The organism is Comamonas sp. UBA7840 (genome assembly GCF_002501455.1).
Lineage (GTDB): Bacteria > Pseudomonadota > Gammaproteobacteria > Burkholderiales > Burkholderiaceae_C > Comamonas > Comamonas jiangduensis.
Window position 1 is genome coordinate 40,326 of sequence record NZ_DLTI01000043.1, and the last position, 17,341, is coordinate 57,666.

Genomic DNA, 17,341 nt, shown 5'->3' on the forward strand with positions numbered 1-17,341 from the left:
TGGAAGCCTTGGGGGGTTATGGGCCCATTTGTTATTCGCCCAGATAGGCTGCGCGCACCTTGGGGTCGTGCAGCAGGTCGTGGCCTGGGCCTTCCAGAGTGAGTTCTCCAGATTCCAGCACGTAGCCGCGCTGGCTCACTTCCAGGGCCAGGCGGGCGTTTTGCTCAATCAGCAAAATGGTGACGCCTTGGCTGGAGATGTCTTGGATCACTTCAAAGATTTTGTCCACCATGATGGGTGCCAAGCCCATGGTGGGCTCGTCGAGCAGCAGCAACTGGGGCTTGGACAAAATGGCGCGGCCCATGGCCAGCATTTGCTGCTCCCCCCCGGACAAGGTGCCGGCGGTTTGCTTGCGGCGTTCGGCCAGGCGTGGAAAGCGGGCGTACACCTGATCCAACTCTTGTGCGATGGCGGCTTTGTCTGCACGGCTGTAGGCGCCCATGTGCAGGTTCTCTTCAATCGTCAGCTGCGGAAAAATGCCCCGTCCTTCGGGCACCATCACCAAGCCCTGTCGCACCATGGCATGCACGGGCTGCCCCGCCAAACTCTGGCCTTGGTAGTGAATGCTGCCTGCCGCCAGCGGCACCAAGCCACAAATGGCGCGCAAGGTGGTGCTTTTGCCAGCGCCGTTGGCGCCAATCAACGCGACCAATTCGCCTGCGTTGACGTGCAAATTCAACTGCCGCACTGCGCGTATGCCGCCGTAAGCGACATCCACGCCGCGGATATTTAGCATGGGGGGGGAAGCCTGTGCTTCAGTCATGGCGCTTCTCTTCTTGGTGGGGTGTCGCAGCTTGAGGGTGCAGTAGCGGATCTTGCGCTGCTCCCTTGCCCAGATACGCCTCAATCACACGGGGGTCGTGCTGCACGTCGTGCGGCAGGCCGTACGACAGCACTTGGCCATACTCCAGCACCAGCACGCGGTCACACATATTCATGACCAGCTTCATGTCGTGTTCAATCAACAGCACGGTGATGCCGTCGTCACGGATTTTTTCAATCAGTGCGCGCAGCACCACGGTTTCTGAGGGGTTCATGCCCGCGGCAGGCTCATCCAGGGCCAGCAGCGAAGGGCCTGTGGCCAAGGCGCGGGCAATTTCCAGGCGGCGCTGGTCGCCGTACGACAGCGAAGACGCCACTTCATTGGCCACATGGGCAATTCCTACGTACTCCAGCAACTCCAGTGCCCGCGCTTGCGTGCGGGCCTCTTCCTCACGGCTGGCTTTGTTGCGCACCATGGCACCCCATAGCCCCGCCTTGGTGCGCAGATGCTGGCCAATCATCACGTTCTCCAGCGCGGTGAGCGCAGCGAACAGGCGAATATTTTGGAAAGTACGTGCCAGCCCTTGCTCGGCAATTTGGTAGGGCTTGAGCTTGGTAAGCTCCACGCCGTTGAACAGGCAACTGCCCGACTCGGGAATGTACAGCGCCGTCATCACGTTGAACAGCGTGGTTTTGCCAGCACCGTTGGGGCCGATCAAACCGAAGATTTCACCCTTGCGAATCTCAAAGCTCACATCTTTGAGTGCTTGCAGGCCGCCAAAGCGTTTGCTAAGTCCTTGTGCAATCAGCAGTGGCTCGCGTGCGGTTGAGGTGGAGGGGTGGGCGCTCATGCTTGTGGCTCCTTGCTTTGGTGGAGTTCGCGTTTGCGCACCTTGGAGGGCCACAGGCCTTCGGGGCGGAAAATCATTACCGCAACCAGCGCAATGCCAAACAGCAGCATGCGGATGGCGTCGGGGTCAACGATCACATCACCAAACAGGGTTTGCTGAATCGGCACCACCACATTGCGCAGCACCTCTGGAAAGATCGACAGCAGCAGGGCGCCAGCCACCACGCCGGGCACATGCCCCATGCCGCCCAGCACCACCATGCACAAAATGGCTATCGATTCGCTCAGGCCAAAACTCTCGGGGCTGACAAAGCCTTGCATCGAGGCAAACAAGCAGCCTGCCACACCGCCAAAACTGGCACCCATGCCAAAGGCCATGAGTTTGATGTTGCGGGTGTTGATGCCCATGGCCTTGGCGGCCACTTCGTCTTCACGCACGGCCTCCCAGGCGCGGCCAACGCGCGAGTTTTGCAGGCGGATGCAGATGAAGATGATGGCAATGACAATCACCATCAGCAGGTAGTAGTACTTTTCTGGCCCCGTGATGCGGAAATCCAAAATGGTTTCCGGCTTGCCCAGTGCCCAGTCGCCGATTTTCACGGTGTCAATCCGGTTGATGCCTTGCGGCCCATTGGTGATGTTCACCGGGGCATCCAGGTTGTTCATAAAGATGCGAATGATTTCGCCAAACCCCAGTGTGACGATGGCCAGATAGTCACCGCGCAGCTTGAGCACCGGAAAGCCCAGTGCTATGCCTGCCATAGCGGCCAAGGCAACACCAATGGGCAGTACTAGCCAAAAAGGCAGGTGTAAATCAAAGTGCGGCGAAGCCAGCAACGCCCACGTATAGGCGCCCACGGCATAAAAAGCGATGTAGCCCAGATCAAGCAGGCCGGCAAAACCCACCACGATGTTCAGGCCCAGTGCCAGCATCACATACAGCAGGGCGAAGTTGAGGATGCGAATCCAGCCTTGCCCAGCGGTGGCACCCAGCACAAACGGCAGCACCAGCAGCACCGCACCGATGGCAAAAGCGCCCAGCCAGACTTTGGCAGGTGTGCGTGGGGCAGAAGCAGTTGCAGTGCGGCTCATGCGCGGTCTCCCGAACGTTCACCCAAGAGGCCTGAGGGGCGGAAGATCAGCACAACCACCAGCACGATGAAGCTGAATACGTCCTGGTAGTGGCTGCCAAACACGCCATTGGTGAGGTTGCCCACATAGCCAGAGCCCAGGGCTTCAATCAGGCCCAGCAGCAGGCCGCCCAACATGGCACCGCCCAGGTTGCCAATGCCGCCCAGCACGGCGGCCGTGAAGGCTTTAAGGCCCAGCATGAAGCCCATGGTGTATTGCGCTACGCCGTAGTAGCTGGTGATCATCACCCCCGCAATCGCGGCCAGGGCTGAGCCAATCAGAAAGGCTGTGGAGATGACGGTGTTGATATTCACGCCCATCAGCCCTGCCACCTCACGGTTTTGGGCGGTGGCGCGCATGGCCATGCCCAAGCGGGTCTTGTGCACCAGCAGCAGCAAGGCCACCATGATCAGGGCAGAGCCCAGCATGATGGCAATTTGCAGCATGCTCAAACGCGCATCGCCGATCTGGAAGACGGTGGGCTCAATAATGTGCGGGAAATTCAGGTAGTTGCGGCCCCAGTACATCATGGCCAGGTTCTGAATGATGATGGAAACGCCAATCGCGGTAATCAGTGCCGCCAGCCGTGGGGCACGGCGCAGCGGACGGTAGGCGATGCGCTCTGCCGTCCAGCCCAAAGCCATGCACACCGGAATAGAAACCAGCAGTGCGGCACCGAGAGCGACAAAGACGGAAACATCACCATAGTGGCCCACCAGTGCCAGCACGATGCTGGTGGCGGTCATCGCGCCGACCATGACCACATCGCCGTGGGCGAAGTTGATCAGGCCGATGATGCCGTAGACCATGGTGTAGCCCAAGGCAACCAGCGCGTACACGCTGCCCGCCGTCAGGCCGTTGATGATTTGTTGTACAAAAATATCCATGACGGGCGCGCCTTGGGCGTGGTCAGTCGGAAAAAATGGCCTTGCTGTGACGCAAGACCGAGGTCAGCAGCAGTGCTGCTTGGCCGGGCTATGCTGCTCTGCCACGCTGTGGCACAGCAGCATGCATGGCGCTTACTTGGCCGAATCCACGATGGTCTTGACCTCTTGCCACTTGCCGCCCTTGACGGTGTAGATGGTCACGGCCACTTCGTTCAGGTCGCCATTCTTGTCGTAGGCAATGTTGGCGCTTGTGGCACCACTGCGCTTCAACGCAGCCAGCTTGGGCAGGTATTTGTCGGCTTTGGCTGAGCCTGCTTGCTCCATGGCGGTGACCATGTTCCAAGCGCCGTCATAAGCGTAGGGTGCGTATACACCGGGCTCTACCTTAAAGCGAGCTTTGTACGCGGCAGCGAACTTTTCGCCTTGGGCCATGGTCTTCAGGGGCACGCCCGCCAAAGAGGCATACGTGCCATTGGCGGCTTCGCCCGCCAGCTTCAAAAAGGTGTCGCTGCGGGTCATCTCGCCCGAAACCAGCGGCTGGGTGATGCCCAGCGTTTGCATCTGGCGGCGCATGGGGCCGGACTGCGCATCCAGACCGCCAAAGAAAATGGCCTCTGCACCCTTGGCTTTGATGCTGGTCAGGATGGCGGTGAAGTCGCTGGCCTTGTCGGTGGTGTATTCGCGTGCTACCACGGTGCCCCCCGCGCGTTTGACGGCGGCAATCACTTGGTCTGCCAAGCCTTGGCCGTAGGCGGTGCGGTCGTCAATCACGGCCACTTTTTTCGCGTTCAGGTCTTTGACCATGAAGACGCCCACAGCAGCACCTTGCTGGGTGTCGCTGGTCATCATGCGAAACGTGGTGTCATAGCCTTGCAGGGTGTATTCCGGCGAGGTGGCCATGGCGATCTGTGGAATGCCTGCATCGTTGTACACGCGTGAGGCGGGAATGGTGGTGCCAGAGTTGAAGTGCCCCAGCATGCCATTGACCTTGGCGTCTGCAATTTGCTGCGCCACTTGCACCGCGGTGCGTGGGTCGGCCTGGTCGTCCTTGGATACCAGGACAAACTTGGCTTTGTCTCCATCCAGTTTGATGCCCTTGGCGTTGGCTTCTTCCAGTGCCAGCGTCAAACCATTGCGCATGTCTTCACCGTAGTGGGCCTGAGGGCCTGTCAGCGGGGCGGCAAAGCCCAGGCGCACTGTGGTTTCTGCGTGGGCTGCACTCATCAGGCCGCCAAAGGCGCAAGCGAGTGCCAAAGTGCTGGTCACGGTCTTGAAGGATGGAGATTTTTTCATGCGACGTTGCTCCTTAGTGGTCAGAGAAAAACAGGACTGTAAAAAGGCCTAGGGCTGAAGGGAATGGGACTAACCCACCATCATCAAGCTGGCGTTGCCGCCAGCTGCTGTGGTGTTGGTGCTGATGCTGATCTCTCGCAATAAACGTTCCTGTCGGTAACGCTCACCGTGGCGAATTTCTTCGGTGGTCAAACCCTGCACCAGCAGCAGAGGGCCAGATCGGGTGCTGAGTTGCTGCTGTAAATGCAAGAGCGCATCGGTATCGCTTTCTGCCAAGGCAGCTTGCAGGGGCAGTTGTGCCAGCTCCATCTCGGTGGCCCATTGCAAGGCAGCGCTCTGGGCGGCAGGCACTTGCTGCTGCCACTGGGCAACCAGCGCTCGCAAGGCGGGGCTGTCTTGCAGCAGCAAGGTATTGCCTGTGGCTTGGCACGCTTGCCACTGGGCTTGCAGGCCTTCTGGCGTGCTGGGAATGCCCCAGATCAAGCCCCGTGGCTGCAAGCCGTATTGGTTGGTTTCGCCGGTGGGGCCATCGAGCAGCACTTGCTGGCCAGCGGTCACGGGCAAAGCCTGGGTGCCGCGTGCGCTGGGGATAGACAACTGCTTCAAAGCTGGTGCTTGGGATAGCAGGCGGAATAAATACAGCGGCCCACCCGCTTTGGGGCCAGTGCCTGACAACCCTTCGCCACCAAAAGGCTGCACGCCCACCACGGCGCCCACCACGTTGCGGTTGACATAAATATTGCCCGCGTGAATACGCTGTGAGACATGGGCCACGGTTTCATCCAGGCGGGTATGAACGCCAAAGGTCAAACCAAAGCCCAGGTGGTTGATGGCTTGCAGCAGTGCATCCATATCTTTGCGGGCGTAGCGCAGCACGTGCAGCACGGGGCCAAACACCTCGCGGCTCAGATCCTGCACGCTGTCCACTTCGATGAGCGTAGGGGGCACGAAGTGGCCGTGGCGGCATTCGGCAGGCAGCTCCAGTTGGGTAACTTTGTGGCCCTGGCGGCGCATGCTGTCGATATAGTTATCAATATCGGCTTTGGCTTTCGCATCAATCACCGGGCCCACATCGGTAGCCAGCTGGTCGGGGTTGCCCACACGCAGCTCTTGCATGGCACCGCGCAGCATGTGCAGCACGTGGTCGGCACTGTCTTCTTGCAGGCACAGCAGCCGCAGTGCCGAGCAGCGCTGGCCTGCTGAGTCGTAAGCCGACATCAGCACATCGCCCACCACCTGTTCAGACAGCGCAGAGGAGTCCACCACCATGGCGTTGATACCGCCGGTCTCGGCAATCAGCGGCACCGGTTTGCCGTGGCTGCCCAAACGCTGGGACAGGCGACGGTGAATGTGTTGCGCGACAGGGTGAGAGCCGGTAAATACGACCGCATCGGTGGCTGGGTGGCTGACCAGTGCATCGCCCACGGTTTCACCATCGCCGGGCAGCAGTTGCAGCGCATGTATGGGAATTCCGGCTTGGTGCAGCATGGAGACTGCCTGTGCAGCTATCAAATTGGTTTGCTCTGCGGGTTTGGCAATCACCACATTGCCTGCCGCCAGTGCCGCAGCAATCTGGCCGCAGAAAATGGCCAATGGAAAATTCCACGGGCTGATGCACACCACCACGCCCAAAGGGCGGTGGCTGTCATTGCTCAAATACTGCTCGGCCTGCTGGGCGTAGTAGCGCAGAAAGTCGATGGCTTCGCGCACTTCCGCGATGGCATTGGGCAAGGTTTTTCCTGCCTCCCGGCACAGCAGTCCCATCAGGGGCTGGAGATGGGCTTGCAAGATGTCTGCCGCCTGCAGCAAAGCCTGCGCACGCGCATTCACTGGGGTGGCTTGCCAAATGGGGGCGGCATGCTGGGCCTGCTGCAGTGCGCGTGCAACTTCTGCAGGGCCAGCCATGTGCACTTCGCCCAGCACGTCTTGGGTGTGCGCAGGGTTGAGGACGCGGTGGACGCTGCACGCCTCGCTGTTGGCCGCTTGTGCGGTCAGCGACGTCACGCTGCTGAGCAATGCCGCTGACAGCGAGGCCAGGCGGTGCTCATTGCTCAAATCCAGACCGGCGGAGTTGCGGCGCGCTTGCGCGGCATACAGGTGGGCGGGCTGTGGAATGCGCTCATGGGGGCGCCCCAGTTGCTCCAGCGCCTGGGCTGCAGTGACCGGGTCGGTCACCAGTTGTGCAATGTCTACGCTCTCGTCGCCAATCTGGTGCACAAACGAACTGTTGGCGCCGTTTTCCAGCAGGCGGCGCACCAGATAGGCCAGCAAAGTTTCGTGCGTGCCGACGGGGGCATAAATGCGGCAGGGCCGCGCCAGCTTGCCAGCGGCCGTATCGCCCACCACTTCTTCGTACAGGCCTTCGCCCATGCCGTGCAGGCATTGAAACTCGTACTGGCCGCGGTAGTAGTTGTTGCCCGCCATGTGGTAGATGCTGGCCAGCGTCTGCGCGTTGTGGGTGGCAAATTGCGGAAAGATGGCTTCGGGCGCGCCCAGCAGTTTGCGGGCGCAGGCGAGGTAGGACACATCGGTATGCACCTTGCGGGTGAAGACCGGAAAATCTTCCAGCCCATCGACTTGCGCGCGCTTGATTTCGCTGTCCCAGTAGGCGCCTTTGACCAGGCGCACCATCAGGCGGTGCTTGCTGCGGCGGGCCAGATCAATGATCCAGTCCAGCACAAAGAAGGCGCGGCGCTGGTAGGCCTGCACCACAAAGCCAATGCCGTTCCAGCCGGCCAGCGAAGGGGCAAAACACAGTTGCTCCAGCAAATCCAGCGAAATTTCAAGGCGGTCGGCCTCTTCGGCGTCAATGTTCAGGCCAATGTCGTACTGGCGGGCCAACTCGGCCAGCTTGAGCAGGCGCGGGTACAGCTCACCCATCACGCGTTCGCGCTGGGCCCGGCTGTAGCGCGGGTGCAGGGCCGACAGCTTGATGGAAATGCCCGGGCCTTCGTAGATGCCGCGCCCCTGCGAGGCCTGGCCGATGGCGTGGATGGCCTGCTCGTACGACTGCAGGTAGCGCAGCGCATCTTCCTCGGTGGTGGCTGCTTCGCCCAGCATGTCGTAGGAGTAGCGGAAACCTTTTTCCTCCAGCTTGCGGCTGTTGGCCAGCGCGGCGGCGATGGTCTGGCCGGTGACGAACTGCTCGCCCATCATGCGCATGGCGGTGTTGACGCCTTGCCGGATCAGCGGCTCGCCCCCTTTGGCAATGATGCGGGTGAGGGCGCTGCTCAGCTTTTGCTCGCTGTGCACGCTGACCAGCTTGCCGGTAATCATCAAGCCCCAGGTGGCAGCGTTGACGAACAGGGAGGGCGAGTCGGTGTGCGACTTCCAGTCGCCTTTGCTGACTTTGTCGCGGATCAAAGCATCGCGCGTGGCACGGTCGGGAATGCGCAGCAGGGCCTCGGCCAGGCACATCAGCGCCACGCCTTCCTGGCTGGACAGCGAATACTCCTGCACCAGCGCCTCAACCCCGGAAGTTTTTTTGTGGCGTTTGTCGCGCAGGGCTTGTACCAAGCGCGTGGCCAAGGTTTGTACGCCTTTGGGGTGGGTGCTGGTGGCCGGCGCGATGAGCAGCGGCAGGCATTCGGTTTCGGGGCGGCGGTAAGCGGCGGTGATGGCGGCGCGCAGCACGCTTTGGGGTTGTACGTCTTGCGCCAGTGCGTAAAACGGTGCGTAAGGCAGAGGCTGGTCGGCCAATGCCTCGGGTTCTACCGTGTCACCCATGGCGGTTGTACCCAGGTACTGCAACTCGGGCAGGGGCTTGCCTTGCTCAATGGCTTCCAGGTAGCTGTGCAGGGCTTGTTTGTGCAGCCAGTGGGGAGTGCAGCCCAATTGCTGTGCTGCAGCTTTGAGTCTGTCACGCATCAACTCATCCACCTTGATGCCTATGGTTGTTGTCGCCATAACCGCCGAACTCCCTGAAGAAGAACCTGTGCACATTGAGAAAAGTGGCGCGATTCTAGAAAGGTGCAACCCAATCAGATATTGGGGTTTACCTGTTGCCTATTTGGTGCAACCTGTGTCGCGATGACGGTTGGATTGCAGAAAGTGTGCCAATCAGGTGGGCGGCTGAAATATAAAAAATAGAGCGCTTGGCGCTGGTTGTGCGGTGCTTTCAAGGTTTTTATGCTCTGAAGTGCTTATTTAATAAGCGCCAGTAGCTATGGTTTTCATGGTGTTGGGCAACAAAAAAGGCTTCCCGAAGGAAGCCTTTTTTGTGTGTACGATGCAATCGCATGGCAGCAGCGCTTGCGCTGCCGCTGCATTACACGCGCTTGCGGTATTCGCCGGTACGGGTGTCGATTTCGATCTTGTCGCCTTGGTCCACGAACAAAGGCACAGCCACTTCGAAACCTGTAGCAATCTTGGCAGGCTTGAGCACCTTGCCCGATGTGTCGCCCTTGACGGCGGGTTCTGTCCAAGTGATTTCGCGCACGATGGTGGTGGGCAGCTCGCAGGAGATGGCCTTGCCGTCGTAGAACACCACTTCAGCCACCATGCCGTCTTCCAGGTAGTTGATGGTGTCACCCATGTTGGTGGCTTCCACTTCGTACTGGTTGAACTCTTCGTCCATCCACACGTACATGGGGTCAGCAAAGTAGGAGTAGGTGCATTCCTTCTTGTCCAAGATCACGTTGTCGATCTTGTCGTCGGCCTTGAACACGTTTTCTGTGCCGAAGTTACCGATCAGGGACTTCAGCTTCATGCGCACAGTGGCAGCGCCACGGCCGCCACGGGCGTATTCGGTCTTCAGGACAATCATGGGGTCCTTGCCGAACATGATCACATTGCCTGCGCGGATTTCTTGAGCGATTTTCATAGCTTGCTTAGCTGGTTGGGTAAAGCCGCTCAACACGGCAGGCAAGCATGGCGCTAAAAGCGTAGGGCCTGCCGCATGTTCCGCGGCGGGAGCCGCTCAGAGGTCGGGTCTACGCGCTGCGCGCAGAGCCTTCAAAGCGGCAAAAGGGGAGATTTTAGCTTTTTTCCGCCGCAAACGGTTGCAGTTGAGCAATGAGGTCGCTTTGCACCAGCAAATTAGCGCGCGCTTGCAGGGTGCAGTCGCGCCATTCCTGCAACAACGCAGGGGTGATGGCCGGGAGGGTGGCTGCATCTGCCATGCCATTCCACGCATGGTGAAAGACGCGCAAGCTGGCGGGCGCGTGCATCCAATCCAAGAAAGCATCGAGCTTGGCGTGGTGGGCGTTGTCGTGCTGGGGGTAGATGTGCCACACAAAAGGCTGACCGGCCCACAAGGCGCGCACCAAGGAGTCTTCACCGCGCACCAAGTTGAGATCACAGGCCCAGAGCATTTCGTCAAACTCGGGCTGGCTGCGGGTGGGTAAGTAAATAGGCGTTAATGGTGCGGCCCAGGCCGTGGATTGCACCGCCGCTGTGGCACGGCCAGGCGTCACGATCAGCGCGGGGTGCCAGTCTGGCGCTGGCGCGCTGATTTGCTGCAGCAACTGCGGCAGCGCGGTGGGTTCATAGCAAAACAGCGAGATGGCGCAGTCCTGCGCCTGAATGCCGTGCGCTGCGCGCCATGCGGTGCGGTCAAACTGCGCCTGGCGCTGTGCCAATGCGTGCTCGCGCAGCAAGCCGCCCGTGCGCTCGGTAAAACCGGGGTAGAAGAACCAGCGTGTCATGCCCGCCGCCGGGCCCGCCATGATGCGCGAAGGCAGGCGGTGGCAGCGCTCCACATAATCTTCGGCCGACAGGTATTCCAGATTGATCAGCACGGGCAGTGGCTGCTGGGCTTGCTGGCATTGCACATGGCGCTGCGCCAGGGTGTGCAAATAAGGCGCCGGGGCCTCGCAGCCAAATGCTTCAATGACCACATCGGGGTGCGCGGCGTAAACCGCGTCATAACTGCAGACGCGGACGTTGGGTGCGCCTTGCGGCGCCATCCATGCCAAAGCCGATGCATCGTCAATCCGCAGCGTGACTTGCACACCCCGAGCGCCCAGTTCTGCTGCCAGCCGCCAGCACACACCAATATCGCCAAAGTTGTCGATCACTTGGCAAAAAATATCCCATTGGGGGCGGTGCTGGGGGGCGGCGAGGCAGTCAGTCATGGTGGTGATTCAGTGCGCGAGGGCGCAAGCAGTGAGGCGGTGATGGTAGCGCTGCAGCGGCGCCGTGCAGCGTAGTGTGTGATTGGCTTGTTTCGATCGAAATTGGCTGCTAAGGCATATCTGGAAAGCGCTGGCAGCTATTTATTTTGAAAAGATCCCGGGCCGCGCTAGGCGGGGTATGTGCAAACCGCCACAATGCGGGCATGTCGATTGCTGAGCACTCTCCTGAAATTTTGAACCAAGTAGCGGCGCTGCCGTCGTTGCCCGGTGTGTACCGCTACTTTGATGCTGCCGATCAACTGCTGTATGTGGGCAAAGCGCGCAACCTCAAGCGCCGCGTGAGCAGCTATTTCCAGAAAGACCACGGTGGCACACGCATTGGTCACATGGTCAGCAAAATCGCCAAGCTGGAGACCACGGTGGTGCGCTCCGAAGCCGAGGCGCTGCTGTTGGAAAACAATCTCATCAAAACGCAGCACCCCAAGTACAACATTCTGTTTAGGGATGACAAAAGCTACCCGTACCTAAAGCTGACAGGCACCTCCGCCCACGATGGCGATGTGCGCAGTCCGGCCAACCAATGCTTTCCGCGTATTGCTTACTACCGTGGCAGCACCGACAAAAAGCACCGCTACTTTGGCCCATATCCCAGCGCATGGGCAGTGAAAGAAAGCATTCAGCTGCTGCAAAAAGTATTCAGGCTGCGCACCTGCGAAGACACGGTGTTTGCCAACCGCTCGCGCCCGTGTTTGCTCTATCAAATCAAGCGCTGTTCAGGCCCCTGTGTGGGCCATATCAGCCCAGAGGCCTATGCCGCCGATGTGCGCAACGCGGAAGCCATGCTGCGTGGTGAAACGCAAGTGCTGCTGCAAGACATGGAGCGGCGCATGATGGCGCACGCCGAGCAGCTGGAGTACGAAAAAGCAGCCGAAATTCGCAACCAGATGAGTGCGCTCAGCACGGTGCTGCACCAGCAAGCCATTGAAACCACAGAGGACAAGGATGTGGACATCTTGGCGGTCAAAGTGCAGGGTGGGCGGGCGTGTGTGAACTTGGCCATGGTGCGGGGCGGGCGGCATTTGGGCGACAGGGCTTATTTCCCCTCACAGCTTGATGACGCGATGGGTGTTTACCAGTCGGAAGATGAGGCTGTGCAAACACCGCAGTCGGTGGAAGAGCGTGTGCTCGAAGCCTTTTTGGCGCAGCACTATATTGATGTGCCCATACCGCCCATTTTGCTGGTGAGCGAAGCTGTGGATGTGCAGCTGATGCAAGCCTTGTCTGCCCAGGCAGGCTACAAAGTGGTGGCGGTGCAGCAGCCGCGAGAGCAGCGCCGCATCTGGCTGGAGATGGCGCAGCAAAACGCGGCCATCCAATTGGCGCGCTTGTTGGCAGAAGAGGGGTCACAGCAGGCCCGTACCCGTGCGCTGGCGGAGGCTTTGGATTTGCCCCAAGAGCGGCTGGATGAACTGAGCATTGAATGCTTTGATATTTCGCACACGGCTGGAGAGAGTACGCAGGCGTCTTGTGTGGTGTTTTACCACCACAAAATGCAAAACAGCGAGTACCGGCGCTTCAACATCACTGGCATCACCCCGGGCGATGACTACGCCGCCATGCGGCAGGTGTTAACGCGCCGCTACAAACCCGTGGCAGATGCCATTCAGACAGCTGGCGGGGCCGATCCAGAACCCGGTGCACCGCGCTTGCCCGACCTGGTGTTGGTGGATGGCGGAAAAGGCCAAGTCAGCATGGCACGCGAAGTGTTTGCAGCGCTGGGGCTGGATGTCTCGCGCATTGTGGGCGTGGAAAAGGGTGAGGGCCGCAAGGTCGGGCTGGAAGAGCTGGTGTTTGCAGATGGCCGTCCCAAGGTGTATCTGGGGCATGACTCTGCGGCCCTGATGCTGGTGGCGCAAATCCGCGACGAAGCGCACCGTTTTGCCATCACCGGCATGCGTGCCCAGCGTGCCAAAGTGCGGACAGGGCAAAGTAGTTTGGAAGATATTCCGGGGGTGGGGCCCAAGCGCCGTGCGCGTTTGCTGCAGCGCTTTGGCGGTGTGCGCGGCGTAGCCAACGCGAGTGTGGAAGATTTGATGACGGTTGAAGGCATCTCAGCCAGTTTGGCGGACGATATCTATCGCGCTTTGCATTGAAGGGGGGGCTGACTTCATGGCTGTTGTCTTGGAAGTGTTTACAGGAATCGCGCAGTGGCTTGCATCCAAAGTGCTTCAGCCGTGACACAATCGTCGCCATGTTCTTCACCATTCCCACTCTGATGACTTGGACGCGGATTCTCGCGATCCCGCTGATCGTTGGAGTGTTCTATGCGCCCTTTGCGCCAGAGTCTCGCAATCTGATTGCGGCGTTGATGTTTATTGTTTTTGCAGCCACGGATTGGCTGGATGGATTTTTGGCACGGCGCTTGAATCAGACTTCCTCGTTTGGCGCGTTCTTGGATCCCGTGGCAGACAAGTTTTTGGTGTGCGCTTCCTTGCTGGTGCTGGTGCATTTGCAGCGCGCAGACGTATTTGTGGCGCTGATCATCATTGGCCGGGAAATTGCTATTTCGGCGCTGCGCGAGTGGATGGCACAAATCGGCGCCAGCAAGAGTGTGGCAGTGCACATGATTGGCAAGGTCAAAACGACGGTGCAGATGGTGGCCATTCCCTTCTTGTTGTTTGATGGTGTGCTCTTTGGCGTTATTGATACCCGTTTGTGGGGCCAAATTCTGATTTGGGCGGCTGCGGTGCTGACGGTGTGGTCCATGGTGTACTACTTGCAAAAAGCAATCCCAGAGATCAGAAGCCGCGTCAAGCACTAACGTTGTACGGTCTCCAATAAAAGCGCTGCGGGAACACCCTCAGCGCTTTTTTTATTGCCTGAACGTGCGTAGCCGTGTACAAAAGTGGCTGTTCGCTCAGGCATGGCGTTAGCGTTTAGGGGATGAGGCCCTGAATCGCTTCGTGCGTAAGCATGAAAAAAATCGTAGCTTTCGCCAAAACGCCTGAGAAACCTGTCTAGAATCTCGCCTAACGCTGACAAGCACCATTTGGTGTGGATGCCTCTGTAGAGGCATCTGTCACAAAGGCGCTCCAACAACCATTTCTCGAGAGGCATCTTGTGAATAAGACTGAACTGATTGAGCACATTGCTAACAACGCCGACATTTCCAAGGCTGCAGCAGCTCGCGCACTGGAATCGACGATCGACGCAGTGAAGAAAACCCTGAAAAAGGGCGGTACAGTTTCCTTGGTAGGTTTTGGTACTTTTGCAGTTGGCAAGCGCGCTGCCCGTACAGGTCGCAACCCCCGCACTGGCGACACCATCAAGATCAAAGCGGCCAAAGTGCCGAAGTTCCGTCCAGGCAAGGCCCTGAAGGACGCTTTGAACTAATCAAAGTTTTAACAGTGGGGTGCTTAGCTCAGTTGGTAGAGCGGCGCCCTTACAAGGCGTAGGTCAGCGGTTCGACCCCGTTAGCACCCACCACTTCCCACTGTAAAAAGCATATAGAGTGATCTAGATGCTTTTTTTATTCCACAGCGGGTGCTTAGCTCAGTTGGTAGAGCGGCGCCCTTACAAGGCGTAGGTCAGCGGTTCGACCCCGTTAGCACCCACCATTCGCTGTGAGGCATCTTTGCATTAGATGCAGGTTTAGAGGATTGCAGTGGGTGCTTAGCTCAGTTGGTAGAGCGGCGCCCTTACAAGGCGTAGGTCAGCGGTTCGACCCCGTTAGCACCCACCACTTCGATCACACAAAAAGCACCTTGCTGAAAAGCAAGGTGCTTTTTTGTTGCCAAAGGTTTTTGGGTAACTCGTGATGTTGCTTGCGCAGTCCCTAGAACATCTGCAGATGTGTAAAGGGGTTGAGCAGGTAGAATCTGTAGGTTTCCTTATTCGGTTCGTCGGTCACTTGTAGTGGCTACGCAATTCCATTGAAAAGGCGAGCGAGGGTTCGCTTTTTTTATGCATCCTCAGAAAGATTGACTATGCTCGAATCAATCCGCAAGCATTCCAAGTTCGTCATGATCTTGTTGTTCTTGCTGATCATTCCCTCGTTCATTTTTGTCGGTATCGACCAGAGCTATTTTTCGGGCTCTAGCCCGATGGTCGCACGGGTTGACGGGCAAGACATTACCCAAAATGATTGGGATAACGCGCACCGCTATGAGAGTGATCGTTTGCGTGCAGAAAATCCTGGTATCGACTCTAAGTTGCTGGACTCGCCGCAAGCACGTTACGCCACTTTAGAGCGCATGGTGCGTGATCGTGTATTGCAGGTTGCAACACAAAAAATGCACTTGGTGACCAGTGATGCTGCACTGGCAAGTACGCTGCAGAAAATTCCCGCGATTGCCAGTTTGCGCAAGCCTGATGGCAGCCTGGATGCAGAAGGTTACCGGGCGCTGTTGGCTGCGCAAGGCATGACGCCGGAAGGCTATGAGGCTGCTTTGCGTCGTGATATGTCTTTGGGGCAGGTGCTGGGTAATGTCATGAATACCGCGTTGGCAACACCTGCGGTTGCGAATGCGGCGATGGATGCGTTTTTGCAGCGTCGTGAAATCCAAGTGGCTCAATTCCTAGCCAAGGACTTTGTCTCTCAGGTACAGGTCAAAGACGAGGATCTGAAAGCGTTTTATCAAGCGAATATTGCGAAATTCCAGCAGTCTGAACAGGCCAAGGTCGAGTACGTGGTGCTTGATCTCAAGACGGTGCGTGATGGCATTGAATTGAATGAATCGGATCTGCAGACTTACTACAAAGAAAATGCCTCTCGTCTAGCGAGTAGTCAAGAAGAGCGTCGTGCCAGCCATATTTTGGTGAATGCACCCAAGAGCATGCCTGCGCAGGAGCGAGAAGCTGCCAAGGCGAAGGCTCAAGCGATTGATGAGAAGGTCAAGGCCAATCCCGCAAGTTTTGCAGAGGTGGCCAAGGCTGAATCTCAAGACACAGGCTCTGCTGCATCGGGTGGTGACTTGGGGTACTTCGCACGCGGTGCCATGGTGCCTGAGTTCGAGCAAGCGGCATTTGGAATGCAAAAAGGCGAGATCAGTGGCGTCGTCGAATCTGAGTTTGGGTTTCACATCATCCAGTTAACGGATGTGAAGCAGCCTGAGCTTCCCAGCTTTGCTTCGGTGCGTGAAAAAATTGTGGATGATCTCAAGGATCAGCAAGCGCAGCGCAAGTTTGCTGAGGTGGCAGAAGTTTTTGCGAATACGGTATATGAGCAAGCGGAGAGCTTGCAGCCCGCAGTTGAGAAGTTGGGGTTGAAGTTGCAGACGGTAGACGGCGTCACGCGAGAGCCCAAGGCAGGTGCTGAAGGTGTGTTGGCGAGTGAGGCGTTCCTAGAGGCTTTGTTTGCCGCTGATAGCATTGATAACAAGCGCAATACAGATGCTATCGACATCGGCTCGAACCAAATGGTTTCTGGTCGTGTTGTGAGCTACCAGCCTGCCAAGCAGCTGGCATTTGAAGAAGTTGCAGATCGCGTGAAAACTTTGTATGTGGAGCAGCAAGCTGCAGTACTCGCACGTGAGGCAGGAGAGGCTAAGTTGGCAGAGTGGAAGGCGGATGCATCTAAGGCGCAAGGTTTATTGCCTGCCGTAGTGGTTGCACGGGATAACCCTGTGGGCATGCCTAGCCAACTACTGAATGCGGCACTCCAGGCGAAAACCGATGCTTTGCCTGCATGGGAAGGTGTCAGCATGGGTGACGCAGGTTATGCGATTGTGAAGGTGAACAAAATTGTTCCCCAGGGCACAAGAAGTGAGGACTTTGCACGCCAAGCATCGCTGCAGTATGTACAATTGATGAGTACTGCGGAAGGCGCTGCGTACTATGAATTGCTTAAGAAGAAATTCGATGTGCAGTTCAAAGTGGCTCGACCCTAAGTAAGAAATTCATAGCTGGTTTCCTTGAGTACTTAAGAAATCAGCTATAATTCAAATCTCTGCTGGTGGCTGTAGCTCAGTTGGTAGAGTCCCGGATTGTGATTCCGGTTGTCGTGGGTTCGAGCCCCATCAGCCACCCCAAAATTTAGTTTTAAGTGTTACTTAAAACACCCCTTTATGGCGGTCATAGCTCAGTTGGTAGAGCCCCGGATTGTGATTCCGGTTGTCGTGGGTTCGAGCCCCATTGATCGCCCCATATAAAAGCCCATCTTGGTAACAAGATGGGCTTTTTGTTTTGTGCATTGCCGAATGCGCTGCCGTGCACGCTGGTGTAAGTTATTAAGGGCAGGTGTTGGCAGTTTGCTCTAGTGCTTTGGCCGACCAGCATACTTAGCTAGTGGGCGTTTTATAGGTTGGCATGAGGCACGCGAACTACACCAACCCACCAACCCACCA

At 57.9% G+C, this 17,341-nt stretch carries 12 protein-coding genes and 5 tRNA genes; 9 read left to right on the top strand and 8 right to left on the bottom strand.

Translation table 11 applies throughout. From position 1 onward, the window contains the following. Positions 1–31: 31 nt before the first annotated feature. From B3R00_RS15950 to earP, 8 genes are all read right to left on the bottom strand, one after another. Entirely contained in the window at positions 32–763 is a 732-nt protein-coding gene (locus B3R00_RS15950; protein WP_286999829.1) for an ABC transporter ATP-binding protein, read from the bottom strand. Then, positions 756–1,613 carry an ABC transporter ATP-binding protein gene (locus B3R00_RS15955; protein WP_286999830.1) on the bottom strand — a complete coding sequence of 286 codons (858 nt, stop codon included), beginning with the start codon at positions 1,611–1,613 and terminating at the stop codon, positions 756–758. The genes B3R00_RS15950 and B3R00_RS15955 overlap by 8 nt, the downstream gene beginning before the upstream one ends. After that, complete coding sequence (locus B3R00_RS15960; RefSeq protein WP_286999831.1) at positions 1,610–2,704, bottom strand: ABC transporter permease subunit; 1,095 nt, start codon at positions 2,702–2,704, stop codon at positions 1,610–1,612. The genes B3R00_RS15955 and B3R00_RS15960 overlap by 4 nt, the downstream gene beginning before the upstream one ends. Then, positions 2,701–3,630, bottom strand: a complete 930-nt coding sequence (locus tag B3R00_RS15965) for a branched-chain amino acid ABC transporter permease (protein ID WP_286999832.1) — start codon at positions 3,628–3,630, stop codon at positions 2,701–2,703. Before B3R00_RS15965 ends, B3R00_RS15960 begins: the two co-directional genes overlap by 4 nt. Positions 3,631–3,762: 132 nt before the next feature. After that, positions 3,763–4,854 (bottom strand): branched-chain amino acid ABC transporter substrate-binding protein, encoded by a 1,092-nt coding sequence (locus tag B3R00_RS15970; RefSeq protein WP_286999886.1) that lies wholly within the window; start codon positions 4,852–4,854, stop codon positions 3,763–3,765. A 138-nt stretch (positions 4,855–4,992) separates the two neighbouring features. Beyond that, positions 4,993–8,829: a trifunctional transcriptional regulator/proline dehydrogenase/L-glutamate gamma-semialdehyde dehydrogenase gene (gene putA, locus B3R00_RS15975; protein WP_286999833.1), complete on the bottom strand. Its 3,837-nt coding sequence runs from the start codon at positions 8,827–8,829 to the stop codon at positions 4,993–4,995. A 361-nt stretch (positions 8,830–9,190) separates the two neighbouring features. Further along, the gene (gene efp, locus B3R00_RS15980) at positions 9,191–9,745 is read right to left on the bottom strand and encodes an elongation factor P (protein ID WP_174862654.1); all 555 of its coding nucleotides are present in this window, start codon (positions 9,743–9,745) and stop codon (positions 9,191–9,193) included. A gap of 154 nt (positions 9,746–9,899) precedes the next feature. Beyond that, the gene (gene earP / locus B3R00_RS15985) at positions 9,900–10,997 is read right to left on the bottom strand and encodes an elongation factor P maturation arginine rhamnosyltransferase EarP (protein WP_286999834.1); all 1,098 of its coding nucleotides are present in this window, start codon (positions 10,995–10,997) and stop codon (positions 9,900–9,902) included. A gap of 203 nt (positions 10,998–11,200) precedes the next feature. Here earP and uvrC point away from each other — a divergent pair, with 203 nt between their 5' ends. The 9 genes from uvrC to B3R00_RS16030 all read left to right on the top strand — a co-directional run bounded on the left by uvrC (position 11,201) and on the right by B3R00_RS16030 (position 17,141). Further along, a complete protein-coding gene (gene uvrC / locus B3R00_RS15990; protein ID WP_286999836.1) occupies positions 11,201–13,150 on the top strand; it encodes an excinuclease ABC subunit UvrC in 1,950 nt (649 codons plus the stop codon). Between the two features lie 98 nt (positions 13,151–13,248). Next, a complete protein-coding gene (gene pgsA / locus B3R00_RS15995) occupies positions 13,249–13,818 on the top strand; it encodes a CDP-diacylglycerol--glycerol-3-phosphate 3-phosphatidyltransferase (RefSeq protein WP_219162222.1) in 570 nt (189 codons plus the stop codon). A 299-nt stretch (positions 13,819–14,117) separates the two neighbouring features. Beyond that, the gene (locus B3R00_RS16000) at positions 14,118–14,390 is read left to right on the top strand and encodes an HU family DNA-binding protein (protein WP_043387285.1); all 273 of its coding nucleotides are present in this window, start codon (positions 14,118–14,120) and stop codon (positions 14,388–14,390) included. 17 nt (positions 14,391–14,407) lie between these two features. After that, positions 14,408–14,483: transfer RNA gene (locus B3R00_RS16005), tRNA-Val, on the top strand. Positions 14,484–14,538: 55 nt separating this feature from the next. Next, positions 14,539–14,614 (top strand) — tRNA-Val (locus tag B3R00_RS16010). A 49-nt stretch (positions 14,615–14,663) separates the two neighbouring features. Continuing rightward, positions 14,664–14,739: transfer RNA gene (locus B3R00_RS16015), tRNA-Val, on the top strand. Between the two features lie 244 nt (positions 14,740–14,983). Next, positions 14,984–16,885, top strand: coding sequence for a SurA N-terminal domain-containing protein (locus B3R00_RS16020; RefSeq protein WP_286999838.1), 1,902 nt, complete (start codon positions 14,984–14,986; stop codon positions 16,883–16,885). Between the two features lie 65 nt (positions 16,886–16,950). Continuing rightward, positions 16,951–17,026 (top strand) — tRNA-His (locus B3R00_RS16025). Positions 17,027–17,065: 39 nt separating this feature from the next. Beyond that, positions 17,066–17,141: transfer RNA gene (locus B3R00_RS16030), tRNA-His, on the top strand. The last annotated feature ends 200 nt before the right edge of the window (positions 17,142–17,341 follow it).